The organism is Patulibacter sp. SYSU D01012 (assembly GCF_017916475.1).
Classification (GTDB): Bacteria; Actinomycetota; Thermoleophilia; order Solirubrobacterales; family Solirubrobacteraceae; genus Patulibacter.
Map to the genome: position 1 here is coordinate 340,951 of NZ_JAFMTB010000002.1, position 13,874 is coordinate 354,824.

The following is a 13,874-nucleotide window of genomic DNA, read 5'->3' on the forward strand; positions in this document are numbered from 1 at the left end:
CCGTCTGCCGCCCGCCCGCCGCGGCGCGACGGCGATCCGTCAGACGCCGGGCAGGCCGTTGGCCTTCGCCCAGAGCAGCGCGATGAGGGTCTTGGCGTCGCTGACGGCGGCGATCGCGCCGTCCAGGTCGTCGACGGGCCAGCGGACGAGCTCGATGCGCTCGTCCTCGCCGGAGTCCGCCGTCTCCGCCGACAGCTCCCAGCCGCAGAACAGGTGGACCGTCTCGGAGAGGATCCCGACGGACGGCTGGAAGCGCACGATCGGCTGCCAGTGCGCGGCGGCGAAGCCCACCTCCTCCGCCAGCTCGCGCTTGGCCGTGTCCAGCGGCGCCTCGCCGTCCTTGTCCAGGCGCCCGGCGGGGATCTCGAGCGAGTCCGGGTCGCCGATGGCCTCGCGCGGCTGGCGCGTGAGCAGCAGGTGGGTGCCGTCGTGGACGAGCATCCCGACCGCGCCGGTGGTGCGGACGATCTCGCGCTTGGCCTCGGCGCCGTCCTCGAAGCGGAACGTGTCCTCGACGAGGGTCAGCACGCGGCCCTCGTGGATCACGGTCTCGTCGACGAGCGCGAAGCGGCGCTGCTCGGGGGTGCTCGACGGATCGGTCATGGGGCTCCTCGGGTCGGGACGACGGGCCCCCAGGGTTGCAGACCGGCGCCCGCCGGCGTGGGTGCCGCCCGCCCCGCGGTGGGCGCGGACGAGCCTGCCGCCGCCCCCGCGGACGGCTCAGGCCTGCGGGGCGGCGCCGTGCTCGGCGAGCAGCGCGAGCACCAGCTCGAGCGTCGCCTCCAGGTCGGCGGCGGCGATCCGCTCGCCGGGCTCGTGGGCGCGCTCGTTGCCGCCGGCCAGGTTGACCGTCGGCAGTCCGCGGGCGTTGAGGACGTTGGCGTCGCTGCCGCCGTGGTCGGCGAACGGCCGCGGCGTCGCGCCGATCCGCTCGAGCGCCGCGCGGGCCGTCCGCACGGCCGGGGACGCCTCGCGGTGACGGTACGGCGCGAAGCGGCGCTCCAGGACCAGGTCCAGGTCCACGGACTCGCCGGCGACGTGCGCCGCGTCGTGGAGCGTCGCCTCGACCGTGCCGGCCAGGTCCGCCAGGACGGCCTCGTCGAGCGCGCGGAGCTCGCCGAGCACCAGGCACGCGTCGGGGACGACGTTCGTCACCGGCTCGCCGCCCTGGACGTGGCCGACGTTGATCGTGGCCCCGTCGCCGACCCGGCCCTGCGGCAGCGCGGCGATCCCGCGCGCCGCGGCCCGGACCGCGCTGCGGCCGTCCTCGGGCGCCACGCCCGCGTGGGCGGCGCGCCCCCGGTACCGCGCCTCGAAGCGAACGTGGCCCGGCGCGGCCGCGACGAGGCCGCCGAGCGGCGACGGGTGGTCGATGACGAAGCCGACGCCGGCCCGCAGCCGGGAGCGGTCGAACGCCTGGATCCCCTGCAGCTGCGTCTCCTCGGCCACCGTGAGCAGCAGCTCGACGTCCATCGGCGCGGGGTCGCGCGCCAGCCGCTCGGCGACGACCAGGAACGCCGCGACCGTCGCCTTGTTGTCGGCGCCGAGCACGCCGCCGAGGGCGTCGCGCCAGACGCCCTCGTCGTCGAGCGTCGGCTCGATCCGCGTCCCCACCGGGACGGTGTCCAGGTGCGCGCAGAGCAGCAGCGGCTCGTGCGCCGCCGCGGTCGCGGGGTCGCCGGGGATGCGGCACAGCAGGTTGCCGGCGTCGCCGCCGAGCTCGGTGGCGGCGTCGTCCTCGTCGACGTCCAGGCCGACGGACCGCAGCACGTCGAGCGCGACGTCGGCCGCCGCCCGTTCGCGGCCCGTCGGCGTGACGGCGGCGCAGAGCCGCGCGAACAGGTCGGCGAGCCGCTCCCGCTCCGCGGCCGTCGCCGCGGGCGGGTGGGTCGGGACGCCGTCCGGCGTCATCCCGGCGCGCTAGGCCCGGGCGTCCGTCAGTGCGGCGACGCCGTCCTGCGTGGCGCCGGCGCCGTCGCGCTCGGCGGCGCGGCGGTGCGCCGTGGCGACGAAGCCCTGGAAGATCGGCGAGGGCCGCTCGGGCCGGCTCTTGAACTCCGGGTGCGCCTGCGCGGCCACGAAGAACGGGTGCTCGGGCAGCTCGATCGCCTCGACCAGGCGGCCGTCGGGCGAGGTCCCGCCGACGACCAGGCCGGCGCCCTCGAGCTTCTTGCGGAGCGTGATCGACACCTCGTAGCGATGGCGGTGCCGCTCGTAGATCGTCTCCTCGCCGTAGAGCTCGCGGATGCGGGTGCCCGGCTGCAGCTTGATCGGGTCCGAGCCCAGGCGCATCGTGCCGCCGAGGTCGCGGACCTCCTTCTGCTCGGGCAGCAGGTCGATGACGGGCCACTCCGTCTCGGGGTCGAACTCGGTGGAGTTGGCGCCCGGCATGCCGGCCACGTGGCGGGCGAACTCCGCGGTCGCGATCTGCATGCCCAGGCAGATGCCCAGGTACGGGATGCGCTCCTCGCGGGCGACCTTGCAGGCCAGGATCTTGCCCTCGATGCCGCGGCCGCCGAAGCCGCCGGGGACGAGGACGCCGTCGGCGCCGCGCAGCCGGTCGCGGGCCGCCTCCTCGGTCTCCAGGTGCTCCGAGTCGACCCAGTCGATCTCGATGTCGGTGCCGTCCCACGCGCCGGCGTGCTTGAGCGCCTCGACGACCGACTTGTAGGCGTCCTCGAGCTTGACGTACTTGCCGACGATCGCGATCCGGGTGCTGCCGGACGTCGAGCGCACGCGGCGGACGACCTCCTCCCAGTCGCTGATGTCGGGCGCCGGGGCGTCCATCCCGAAGTGCTCGAGGACGCGCTGGTCGACGTGCTCCTCGCGGTACCAGATCGGGATCTCGTAGACGTCCGAGACATCCTTGGCCGAGATGACCATGTCGTCGGGCAGAGCGGTGAAGAGCGCGATCTTCGACCGGATGTCGCGGCTGAGGACGGCCTCGGAGCGGCAGAGCAGCATGTCGGGCTGGATGCCGATGCGGCGCAGCTCGTTCACGGAGTGCTGCGTCGGCTTCGTCTTCAGCTCGCCCGCGTGCTTGATGTACGGCACGAGGGTCAGGTGGATGTACATGCAGTTCCGGCGACCGACGTCGCTGGGGAACTGGCGGATCGCCTCCAGGAACGGCAGCGACTCGATGTCGCCGACCGTGCCGCCGATCTCGCAGATGACGACGTCGACGTCGCGCGACTCGCCCGCGAGCTTGATCCGGTTCTTGATCTCGTTCGTGATGTGCGGGACGACCTGGACGGTGCCGCCCAGGTAGTCGCCGCGGCGCTCGCGCCGGATGACGGTGTCGTAGATGCCGCCGGTGGTGACGTTCGAGGCCTTCGAGGTGTTCGTGTTCGTGAACCGCTCGTAGTGGCCGAGGTCGAGGTCGGTCTCGGCGCCGTCCTCCGTCACGAAGACCTCGCCGTGCTGGTACGGCGACATCGTGCCCGGGTCGACGTTGATGTACGGGTCGAGCTTCTGCAGCGCGACCGTCAGGCCGCGGGCGACGAGGAGCCGGCCGATCGACGCGGCGGCGATGCCCTTCCCGAGCGAGGAGACGACGCCCCCCGTGACGAACACGTACTTGGTCGGGGAACGGTCTGGCACGCGCGGAGTCCTCACTCGGTGTCTGGGCGACGGCCCCGACGGGCGCCCCGGCGGGCCGCCGGAACGCGAAGGGCCACGGATGAAGGTACCGGGTGGCGCGGACGCCGCCCGTGCGCCCGCGCACGCCGGCCGGCGGCTGCGCGGGACGACACGTCGCCCCGGGCGGGATCCCGCGGCGACGGGCCGGGACGCGAATCCCCTGCTCCCGCCGGACGCCGGGACCGGACGTGGCACCATCGGTGGTGGCCCCCCGCGTCCCCGCGGGCGGCCGCGGTCCACCCCCGACCCGGGAGCGCCCTGTGTCCGACCCCCTCCAGCACCAGAACCCCGAGCCCGCCGTCGGCGTGAAGACCGACGCGGACTGGCAGCAGGACCTGACCCCCGAGCAGTACGCCGTCCTGCGGCAGTGCGGCACGGAGCCGCCCTTCTCCGGCAAGTACTGGAACACGAAGGACGACGGCACGTACTGCTGCGCGGCCTGCGGGGCCGAGCTGTTCTCGAGCGACACGAAGTTCGACTCGGGCACCGGCTGGCCCAGCTTCACCGACCCCGTCGTGGCGAACGCCGTCGAGCTGCACGAGGACCGCTCGTACGGGATGGTCCGCATCGAGTGCAAGTGCGCGAGCTGCGGCGGCCACCTGGGCCACGTCTTCCCGGACGGCCCGGGTCCCGGCGGCCAGCGCTGGTGCATCAACTCCGCGTCGCTCGACCTGAAGCCCGCCCAGGGCTGATTCCCGCCGCGCCGCCGGCCGGCGGCGCGTGCCACGGCGGACGACCCGCCACCGCCGCGCCGGCCGGGCGCGGCGGTGCGGCCCGCTAGGCGGCGCTGCGCAGCTCCTCGGCGTGCCGCCGGGCGCCCTCGTCGCCCGCCTCGCCGCCGAGCATCCGCACGAGCTCGCCCACGACCTCGGGGTCGTCGAGGCGGCGGACGACCGTCCGGGCCGGCTCGACCGCGGTGTCCTTCTCGATCGCGAAGTGCCGGTCCGCGAGCGCCGCGATCTGCGGCAGGTGGGTGATGCAGAGGACCTGCCCGTCCTGCCCGAGCGCGCGCAGCTGCTCGCCGACGGCGCGCCCCGTCTGGCCGCCGACGCCCGAGTCGATCTCGTCGAAGACCTGCGTGGCCCCCGTGCCGTGGCCGGCGACGGCCAGCAGCGCGAGCATCACGCGGGAGAGCTCGCCGCCCGACGCCGCCTCGCGCACCGGGGCGGCGGGCACGCCGGGGTTCGGGGCGAGCACGAGCTCGCAGTGGTCGTTGCCCGTCGGGCCGGGATCGCGCGCGTCCAGGCGCACCTCGAGGCGGGCGGCCGGCATGGCGAGGTCCGCCAGGCGGGCGACGACCGCCTTCGCCAGGTGCGGCGCCGCCGCCGCACGGGCGGCCGTGAGCTGCCCGGCGAGCTTCTCGCGCCGGGCGCGCGCCTCGGCCAGGTCGGCCTCGGCGGACGCGGTCGCGCCCTCGACGTCCTCCAGCTCCGCCAGCCGCGCGCGGCACGCGTCCGCGTGCGCGAGGACCGCCGCGACGCTCCCGCCGTGCTTGCGCTCGAGCCGGCCGATCGCCTGCAGCCGCTCCTCGGCGCGCTCGAGCTCGGCGGGGTCGGCGTCCAGCCCGTCGAGGTGCCGGCCCAGCTCGAGCGCCAGGTCGTCGGCCTCGATGCGCAGCGAGCGCAGGCGCTCCGCGAGCGCGTCGAGCGCGGGATCCACCCCCGTCACGCCGTCGAGCGCCGCCTCGCCGACCGCGAGGCTCGCCCCGGCGGCGCCCTCCTCCGCCCCGAGCGCCTGGCTGGCCGTGAACGTCGCCTCGCGCAGCGCCTCGACGTGCCGCAGGCGGTCGCGGGCGGCGACGAGCTCGTCCCGCTCGCCCTCCGTGGGCGCCACCTCGTCGATCTCCTGCAGCTCGAAGCGCAGCAGGTCCAGCTCGCGCTCGCGGGCGCCGGCCGCGTCGCGCAGCTCGTCGAGCCGCCGGCGCGCGTCGCGCTCGGCCGCGTGCGCCGCCGCGTGGGCGTCGCGGCGGGCCAGGTGGCCGGCCTTCCGCGTCTCGCAGAACGCGTCGAGCAGGCCGAGCTGCGCCGCCGGGGACAGCAGCCGCCGCGCCTCGTGCTGGCCGTGGAAGGCCAGGAGCGCGCCGCCCAGCTCCCGCAGGTCCGCCGCGGTCGCCGAGCGCCCGCCGATGAACGCCCGCGAGCGTCCCTCCGCCGTCACCTTGCGCGCGAGGACCAGCTCGTCGGCGTCGGCCGGGATCCGCTCGCGGAGCTCCTCGGGCACCAGATCGGCGCGGCCCTGCAGGGCGAACACCCCCTCGACCCACGCCTCGGACGCGCCCGGGCGCACGATCCCGCTGCGCGGCTTCGCCCCCAGGAGCAGGTCGAGGGCGTGCGCGAGCACGGTCTTGCCCGCGCCCGTCTCCCCCGTCACGACGTTCAGGCCGGGAACGAGGTCCAGTTCCGCCCGCTCGATGAGGAGCAGGTTCTCGACGCGCAGCTCGAGCAGCACGAACGCAGGTTCGCACCCGCGCAGGACGGATCGCCCCGCGCCACGCCGCCGGCACGGGATCCGCACCGGTTCGGCACAGCCCGGCGCGGGCGTGGCGCCGCGCCCGCGCCGCCGCGACCTCAGCCGGCGAGCTTGCCGAACTTCTCCCGCAGGCGGCGGTAGAAGCTCGTGCCCGCGGTCTGCGCGAGCAGCCCGGCGTCGCGCCGGTAGTGCACCCGCAGCGCCGTGTCGGGGTCCAGATGGCCGCGCGGCCGCCCGTCGACGCTGATCTCGACGGGCGACGTCGAGTCGTTGTCGAGCGCCAGCTCGTCGTCCGGGGCGACCACCAGCACGCGCGCCGAGAGGGTGTGCGGGGCGATGAACGAGACGGCGTAGCCCTCCACGCCCCACGCCAGCACCGGTCCGCCGTTGGCGAGGTTGTAGCCCGTCGAGCCCGCCGGGGTGGCGAGCACCAGGCCGTCGCAGCGCACGTGCCCCACGTCCTCGCCGGCGATCCGGTACCGCAGCGAGGCCACGCGGTCGCCCGTGCGCCGGTTGACGCTGACGTCGTTGATCGCGGAGTAGCGGCGGCCGTCCTCGAGCGTCACCTCGAGCGCCGGCAGGCCGAGGACCTCGAAGTTGCCGGCGAAGGCGCGGCGCAGCCCCTCCTCCTGCTCCTCCGGCTCCACGGTCGCCAGGAACCCGATCTCGCCCAGGTTGATCGCGTAGACGGGCACGCCGGTCCACAGGTGCCGGCGCAGGCCGCGCAGGATCGTCCCGTCGCCGCCCAGCACGACGCAGAGGTCGGCGTCGGAGCGCCAGGGCCGGCCGACGAGGACGCCTTCGGACGGCTCGACGCCGTGCTTCTCGGTCTCCTCCGCGTCGAACCACAGCTCGACGCCCTCCTCGCGCGCCACGCGCAGGAGCAGCCGCAGCGCCCGCGAGGCCCGGTCCGGCGAGCCGTGCGTCAGGACCGACGCGGTGCGCGCCGGGCGGCCGTGCGGGGCCATCAGGCGTCCTCCCCCGGCTCGACGGCGAGCGCGAGCGCGTCCAGGTCGTCCGTGCCGCCGCGCCCGGGCTCGGCGAGGTGCAGGAAGGTCTCGCGGTTGCCCTTGGGCCCGGGCAGCCCGGACGGCGCGGCGCCCAGGACGGCGAAGCCGGCGTCGGCCGCGGCGCCCGCGACGGTGCGCACGGCCTCGCGCCGCAGCGCCGGGTCGCGCACGACGCCGCCGCGGCCGACGCGGCCGCGGCCGAGCTCGAACTGGGGCTTGACCATCAGCAGCGCGTCGAAGCGGTCGGCCACCACGCCGCGGACGGCGGGCAGCAGCTTCGTCAGCGAGATGAACGAGACGTCGGCGACGACCAGGTCGGGCGCGTAGGGCAGCAGCTCCGGGGTCATCTGGCGCGCGTTCTGGCGCTCGATGACCGTGACGCGCTCGTCGCTCCGCACGGACCACGCGAGCTCCCCGTAGGCCACGTCGAGCGCGGTGACGGCGACGGCGCCGCGCTGGAGCAGGCAGTCCGTGAACCCGCCGGTCGACGCGCCGACGTCGAGCCCGTGGCGGCCGGCGACGTCGACGCCCAGGGCGTCGAGGGCGTTCTCGAGCTTCACGCCGCCGCGCGACACGTAGCGCGCCTGCTCCGCGGTCTCGATCTCGACGTCGTCGTCCACCTGCAGCCCGGGCTTGAGGGGCCGCGCGTGCGGGTTGACCTTCGCCCCGCCCAGGCGGACGGCGCCGGCGAGCACCGCCGCCGCGGCCGCGGACCGCGAGGGGTACAGCCCCCGCTCGTGCAGGAGCGTGTCGAGACGGAGCTTGGCCATGGAAGGAGCCACACCGTACCGGCTGCCGCCGCGCCGCCCGCCTCCCGCGCCGCCGCGAGGCGCGGGGGCGCGGGAGCGCGGGACGCGGTCAGGCGCCGACGCCGACGTCCGCGACGCCGAGTGCCACCGCGATGCGGCGGGCGACGTCGCGGCCGGTGAAGCCGACCTCGGCGTGCAGGAGCGCGGGCGTGCCGTGCGTGACGTAGCGGTCGGGCATGCCGACCCGCATGATGCGGCACGAGCCCAGGTCGATCCCGTGCTCGTCGCAGGCCTCCCAGACCGCCGAGCCGAAGCCGCCCTGCAGGACGCCCTCCTCGACGGTGACGAGCAGCTCGTGGTGGGCGACGAGGTCGCGGACCAGCTCGACGTCGATCGGCTTGGCGAAGCGGGCGTCGGCGACGGTCGCCTCGACCCCCGACTCGTGGAGCGCCGCGGCGGCGTCCAGGCCGACGCCGACGCCCGAGCCGTAGCCCAGGATCGCCACGCGCTCGCCCTGCCGCAGCACCTCGCCACGGCCGATCGCCAGCGTGCGCGCCCGGGCGGGCAGCGGCACGCCGACGCCCTCGCCGCGCGGGTAGCGCAGCGCGAACGTCCCGGGGTGCGCGATGCCCGTGTGCAGCAGGTGCACCAGCTCGGCCTCGTCGCGCGGCGCGGCCAGCACGATGTGCGGCAGGTGGCGCAGGTACGCGATGTCGAAGACGCCGTGGTGCGTCGGCCCGTCGTCGCCGACGAGCCCGGCGCGGTCCATCGCCAGGACGACGTCGAGCTCCTGCAGGCAGACGTCGTGGACGATCTGGTCGTACGCGCGCTGCAGGAACGTGGAGTAGATCGCGGCGACCGGCTTGAGGCCCTCGAGCGCCAGCCCCGAGGCGAAGAGCAGCGCCTGCTGCTCCGCGATGCCGACGTCGAAGTAGTGCTCCGGCTCGGCCGTCTGCAGCAGGTTGAGCCCGGTGCCGGTGTTCATCGCGGCGGTGATGCCGACGACGCGGCGGTCCGTGCGGACCTCCTCGATCATCCGCTCGCCGAAGACCTGCGTGTACGTGGGCGGCTTCGGCGGGGCGTCGGGGTCGGCGGGCGCCTTCGGGGCCGGGGCGCCGCCGACGATGGAGCCGGGCTTGGCGGCGTGCCACTGCTCCATGCCCTCCAGGCCGCCCTCCTCCGCGGGAGCGAAGCCCTTGCCCTTGATCGTCTTGACGTGGACGACCACCGGCCGGTCGGCGTCGAGCGCCTGGCGCAGCGCCTGGCGCAGGTCGCGCACGTCGTGGCCGTCGACGACGCCGACGTACGCCCAGTCGAGCGACTCCCACAGCTCGCCCTGGGCGTTGAGCAGCTTCATCGAGCCCTTGATGGGCGGGCCGACGCGCTCGAGGATGCCGCCGAGGCCCGCCGGCAGGTCGGCCAGGCGCTCCTCGACCTTCTCGCGGCCGTGCCAGAGCTTCGGCTTGAGCCGCACGCCCTGGAAGTAGCGGGAGAGCGCGCCGACGTTCGGCGAGATCGACATCCCGTTGTCGTTGAGGATCACGACCAGCGGGGTGCCCAGGCCGCCGGCCTGGTGCGCGGCCTCGAACGCGACGCCGCCCGTCATCGAGCCGTCGCCGATGACCGCGACGACGCGGCCCGGGTCCGGATGGGACGGATCGTGCTGCTGCTTCAGGCGCATGCCCTCGCGCAGGCCGACGCCGTAGCCGATGGACGTGGACGCGTGGCCCGCGCCCATGATGTCGTGCTCGGACTCGTGGATCGCGCAGAACGGCGCGAGCCCCTCGTACTTGCGGATCGTCGCGAGCTGGTCCCGGCGGCCGGTGAGGATCTTGTGCGGGTAGGCCTGGTGGCCGACGTCCCACAGGATCTTGTCCCGCGGGGAGTCCAGCACGGAGTGCAGGGCGACGGCGATCTCGCACGTGCCCAGGTTCGCGCCGAAGTGCCCGCCGATCTCACCGACCGTGTCGATGATGTGCTCGCGGACCTCCTGCGCGACCTGCTGGAGCTCGTCGTCCGAGAGCCCGTGCAGGTCCTGCGGTCGTTCGATGCGGTCGAGCAGCCGGGTCACGGTCTAGCTGGTCCTCGTGTGGATGAAGGTCGTGAGCGTGTGCAAGTCCTGCGCTCCCTGGGGTACGGCGGACCGGAGGGCGTCGGATGCGGCGTCGTGGTGCCGCGCCGCCATCTCGCGGGCGCCCTCTAGACCGTACTCGGTCACGTACGTCCGCTTGTCGTGCCGCTCGTCGCTGCCCTGCGGCTTGCCCAGGTCCTGCTCGGACCCGGTCACGTCGAGGATGTCGTCGACGATCTGGAAGAGCACGCCCAGGTCGCGGGCGAACGAGCGCAGGAGCGCCGCCCGATCGTCCTCGACGCCGGCCAGCTCGAGCACGCAGCCGACGGACGCGCCGATCAGGCGGCCGGTCTTCAGCTCGTGCAGGACGCGCAGGTCGTCGGGATCGGCGTAGGGGTTCTGCCCCGCCTCCTGGGCCTTCTCGGCGGTGACGTCGAGGAACTGCCCGCCGACCATGCCGTCGACCCCGGTCGCGTCGGCGAGCTCGGCGGCGGCCGCCAGCAGGCGCTCGGCCGGCACCGCGTCCTCGCCCGTGCGGCCGGCGCGCAGCAGGTGGTGGAACGCCTCGGCGTAGAGCGCGTCGCCGGCCAGGATCGCGACGTCCTCGCCGTACGCCACGTGGCACGTCGGGCGGCCGCGCCGCAGGTCGTCGTCGTCCATCGCCGGCAGGTCGTCGTGGATGAGCGAGTACGTGTGGACGAGCTCGAGCGCGGCCGCGAGCGGCAGCGCGGCCGGCTCGCGCAGCCCGACGGCGCGCGCCGTCGCCAGCGCCAGCACGGGGCGGATGCGCTTGCCGCCCGCCAGGAGCGAGTAGCGCATGGCCTCCTCGAGCCCGGCGACGCCGGCGCTGCGCGCGGGGAAGCGGAGGTCCTGCAGGTAGGCGTCGACCGTGGCGCGCAGGTCGTCGGGGTACGGGGCGCCGCTCATCGCGCCGCGCCCCCGGCCTCGCGCAGCAGGCGGTCGAAGGCGCCGCCGGCGTCGATCGCCGCCTGCGCGACCTGCTCGGCCGCCGCGACGTGCTCGTCGGGCCCCGCGCCGTCGTCGGCGACCCGGGAGGCGGCGTGCTGCAGGCGCGCGAGCTGGATCTCGAGGTCGCGGTCGGCGGGCTGGTCGCTCACCCCCACAGTGTGCAGGATCGGCCCGACGGCGGGCGCGGCGCCGCGCCGCTCAGGCGGCGTCGCCGCGTCCGCCGGCGCCCGTCTCGCGCAGGATCGCGGAGAGGACGCCGTTGACGAACTTCGGGGCGTCGGCGCCGCAGAACTCCTTCGCGGTGTCGACGGCCTCGGAGATCGCGCCCTCCGGCGGGATCGGCGTGTCGCCCGGCACGACGTCGGGGTGCAGCATCTCGAGGATCGCCACGCGCATGATCGAGCGCTCGAGCGGCTGGATGCGGTCGATGCTCCAGCCCTTCGCGTGCTTGCCGATGAGGGCGTCCACCTCGTCGAGGTGGTCGGTGGTGGCGTGCGCGAGCGAGCGGGTGAACATCGCCGCGTCGCGCTCGAAGACCTCGTGCAGCGGCCGCCCCGTCAGGTCGTGCTGGTAGACGGCGAAGACGGCGGCGCGCCGCTGGTCGGTCCGGCGGGACATGCGCGGATCAGGCGCGCGACATGTAGTCGCCCGTCTCCGTCTGGACCTTGACGCGGTCGCCGACGTTGACGAAGAGCGGGACGCGGATCTCGGCGCCGGTCTCGAGCGTGGCGGGCTTGTCGCCGCCGCCCGACGCGGTGTCGCCGCGCAGGCCGGGCTCGGTGAAGGTCACCTCGAGCTCGACGGACGCCGGCAGCTGCACGTCCGACGGCTGCTCGTCGATGAAGAGGATGTTGACCTCGTCGTTGGCGCGGATGAAGCGCAGCGCCGACTTGACGTTCTGCAGCGGGATCGCGAGCTGCTCGTAGGACTGCGTGTCCATGAAGTGCGCGTCGGTGCCGTCCTCGTAGAGGTACTGCATCGTGCGCGCCTCGGTGTGGACGGCGCGGAACTTCTCGCCGGCACGGAAGGTCTTGTCGATGACGTTGCCGTCGCTCGCCCGGCGGAGCTTGCTGCGGACGAACGCGGCGCCCTTGCCCGGCTTGACGTGCTGGGTCTCCAGGACCTTGTAGACCACCCCATCGACCTCGATGTGGTTGCCGTTCTTCAGCTGGTTGGTGGAGATCAAGGTGCTGTGCCTGGTCGTGGATGGACGCGGGGCGCCCGCCGCGAGGCGTGCGGCGGCGCCGGCCATCGGTCAAGTATGCCGGGACCGGCGCCGGGAGTGACGCGCGGCGCGCCGCCGCGCGCTCAGTCGGCGTCGGGCCGCAGGAGCACGTCGACGAGCCCGGGGAAGCGCGACTCGAGCTCGTCCCGGCGGAGCGACACGTAGCGGACGGTGCCCTCCTGGCGCGTGTACGTCAGGCCCGCCTCGCGCAGCAGCTTGAGGTGGTACGAGCCCGTGGACTTCGGCAGGCCGAGCTCGTCCGACAGGCCCGTGCAGGGCCGCTCGCCGCTCGCGGCGAGGAGCCGGACCATGCGCAGCCGGTGCGGGTCGCCGACGGTGCGCAGCACGTGCGCCAGGTCGAAGGTCTCGGGCGCCGGATGACGGATCGTGTCGCGGTTCGCGGTGTTGGCCACGGGTCCATGCTACAACTCAACAGTTCCAAAAGCTTGGAACCTTCGATCATGCGCTCCTCCCGCCGCCTCCTCCCCTCCCGCCTGGCCTACGCGCTCGTGGCCGCCGTGCTCGGCATGGCCCTCGCCGCGTCCGCGACGCCGTCCCCGCTCTACGCGGTCTACCGCGCCGAGTGGGGCTTCTCGTCCTTCGTGCTCACCGCGATCTTCGCCGTCTACGCGATCGCGGTGCTCGTCGCGCTGCTGCTGACGGGCCGGCTGTCCGACGACGTCGGGCGACGGCCCGTCCTGATCGGCGCGCTGACGGCGATGATCGCGGCGACCGCGCTGTTCCTCGTCGCGGACTCCGTCGCCTGGCTCTTCGCCGCCCGGGCGCTGCAGGGGCTGTCCACCGGCGTGGCGATGAGCGCCGCCGGCGCGGCGCTGCTCGAGCTGCACCCGCGGGGCGACAGCCACGCGGCGGGGCTGACGAACGGCGTCGTCGCCGCGGCGAGCATGGGCCTGGGCGCCTTCGTCTCCGCCGCGCTGGTCGAGTGGGCCCCCGCGCCGGAGCGCACCCCGTACGCGGCGCTGCTCGTCGTGTTCGCCGTCCTGCTCGTCGGCGCCCTGCTGATGCCGGAGACCGTCGCGGAGCGCCGTCGCCCCCGGCTGCGGCCGCAGCGCCCGCACGTGCCGAAGGCCATCCGCGGCGCCTTCGCCCTGTCGAGCCTGGGCGTGCTCGCGTCCTGGGCGATCGGCGGCCTGTTCATGTCGCTCGGTCCGCAGCTGGCCGCCCTCGAGCTGCACACGGACAGCCACCTGGCCGGCGGGCTGGCGATCCTGGCGATGACCGGGTCCGGCGCCGTCTCGCAGGTGCTGTTCGAGCGCGCCGCGCCCTGGCGCCTGACGGCCGGTGGCGCGATCGTGCTGTCGCTCGGCATGGCCGGGATCGTCGGCTCGCTGTCCCTGGACGTCGGGCCCGTCTTCCTGGCCGCCTCCGTCCTGACCGGCCTGGGCTGGGGCGTCGCGTTCCTCGGGGCGCTGCGCTCGCTGACCGCCGTCGTGCCGCCGCACCACCGCGGCGAGACGATGTCCGCCTTCTACCTCGTCGCCTACACCTCGATCTCGCTGCCCGCCCTGGGCGCGGGGCTCGTCGTGGGATCGTGGGGGCTGCTGCCGACCTTCCGGGTCTTCGGCGGGCTGGTCGTCCTCGCCGGGCTCGCCACCGCGATCGGGGCCGTGCGGATGCGCCCGGGCGGCGCGCCCGCGCCGGAGCGCGCCGGGGCGCTGGCGGCCCTGGACTGAGCGCCGCGGCGTACGCCGCAACCGCCCGGTCGGGGGCGGCGTGCGCGG

The 13,874-nt window shown here is 75.1% G+C and carries 14 protein-coding genes; 2 read left to right on the forward strand and 12 right to left on the reverse strand.

The genetic code is table 11. The features are described 5' to 3' along the window. Positions 1-39: 39 nt before the first annotated feature. From J3P29_RS11050 to J3P29_RS11060, 3 genes are all read right to left on the reverse strand, one after another. Positions 40-603, reverse strand: coding sequence for an NUDIX hydrolase (locus tag J3P29_RS11050; protein ID WP_210493428.1), 564 nt, complete (start codon positions 601-603; stop codon positions 40-42). A 117-nt stretch (positions 604-720) separates the two neighbouring features. Then, the gene (locus J3P29_RS11055) at positions 721-1,911 is read right to left on the reverse strand and encodes a M20/M25/M40 family metallo-hydrolase (protein WP_210493429.1); all 1,191 of its coding nucleotides are present in this window, start codon (positions 1,909-1,911) and stop codon (positions 721-723) included. Between the two features lie 9 nt (positions 1,912-1,920). Beyond that, positions 1,921-3,600 carry a CTP synthase gene (locus J3P29_RS11060; protein WP_210493430.1) on the reverse strand — a complete coding sequence of 560 codons (1,680 nt, stop codon included), beginning with the start codon at positions 3,598-3,600 and terminating at the stop codon, positions 1,921-1,923. Between the two features lie 299 nt (positions 3,601-3,899). Here J3P29_RS11060 and msrB point away from each other — a divergent pair, with 299 nt between their 5' ends. Then, entirely contained in the window at positions 3,900-4,331 is a 432-nt protein-coding gene (msrB, locus tag J3P29_RS11065; protein WP_349239824.1) for a peptide-methionine (R)-S-oxide reductase MsrB, read from the forward strand. 85 nt (positions 4,332-4,416) lie between these two features. On the opposite strand, the gene recN is transcribed toward msrB, so the two are convergent. The 9 genes from recN to J3P29_RS11110 form a co-directional block, all read right to left on the reverse strand. Then, positions 4,417-6,087, reverse strand: coding sequence for a DNA repair protein RecN (gene recN / locus J3P29_RS11070; RefSeq protein WP_210493432.1), 1,671 nt, complete (start codon positions 6,085-6,087; stop codon positions 4,417-4,419). A 119-nt stretch (positions 6,088-6,206) separates the two neighbouring features. Next, positions 6,207-7,076 (reverse strand): NAD(+)/NADH kinase, encoded by an 870-nt coding sequence (locus J3P29_RS11075; RefSeq protein ID WP_210493433.1) that lies wholly within the window; start codon positions 7,074-7,076, stop codon positions 6,207-6,209. Next, entirely contained in the window at positions 7,076-7,888 is an 813-nt protein-coding gene (locus tag J3P29_RS11080; protein ID WP_210493434.1) for a TlyA family RNA methyltransferase, read from the reverse strand. The genes J3P29_RS11075 and J3P29_RS11080 overlap by 1 nt, the downstream gene beginning before the upstream one ends. An 88-nt stretch (positions 7,889-7,976) precedes the next feature. Further along, the gene (gene dxs / locus J3P29_RS11085) at positions 7,977-9,938 is read right to left on the reverse strand and encodes a 1-deoxy-D-xylulose-5-phosphate synthase (protein ID WP_210493435.1); all 1,962 of its coding nucleotides are present in this window, start codon (positions 9,936-9,938) and stop codon (positions 7,977-7,979) included. Positions 9,939-9,941: 3 nt separating this feature from the next. Next, complete coding sequence (locus J3P29_RS11090; protein WP_210493436.1) at positions 9,942-10,865, reverse strand: polyprenyl synthetase family protein; 924 nt, start codon at positions 10,863-10,865, stop codon at positions 9,942-9,944. Then, a complete protein-coding gene (locus tag J3P29_RS11095; RefSeq protein ID WP_210493437.1) occupies positions 10,862-11,056 on the reverse strand; it encodes a hypothetical protein in 195 nt (64 codons plus the stop codon). Before J3P29_RS11095 ends, J3P29_RS11090 begins: the two co-directional genes overlap by 4 nt. A gap of 49 nt (positions 11,057-11,105) precedes the next feature. Then, a complete protein-coding gene (gene nusB / locus J3P29_RS11100) occupies positions 11,106-11,525 on the reverse strand; it encodes a transcription antitermination factor NusB (RefSeq protein WP_210493439.1) in 420 nt (139 codons plus the stop codon). A 7-nt stretch (positions 11,526-11,532) separates the two neighbouring features. Further along, complete coding sequence (gene efp / locus J3P29_RS11105) at positions 11,533-12,093, reverse strand: elongation factor P (RefSeq protein WP_210493440.1); 561 nt, start codon at positions 12,091-12,093, stop codon at positions 11,533-11,535. A 122-nt stretch (positions 12,094-12,215) separates the two neighbouring features. Continuing rightward, a complete protein-coding gene (locus tag J3P29_RS11110; protein WP_349239825.1) occupies positions 12,216-12,545 on the reverse strand; it encodes a metalloregulator ArsR/SmtB family transcription factor in 330 nt (109 codons plus the stop codon). A 48-nt stretch (positions 12,546-12,593) separates the two neighbouring features. On the opposite strand from J3P29_RS11110, the gene J3P29_RS11115 reads away from it, so the two are divergent. Continuing rightward, a complete protein-coding gene (locus J3P29_RS11115) occupies positions 12,594-13,826 on the forward strand; it encodes an MFS transporter (RefSeq protein WP_246851904.1) in 1,233 nt (410 codons plus the stop codon). Positions 13,827-13,874 lie beyond the last annotated feature (48 nt).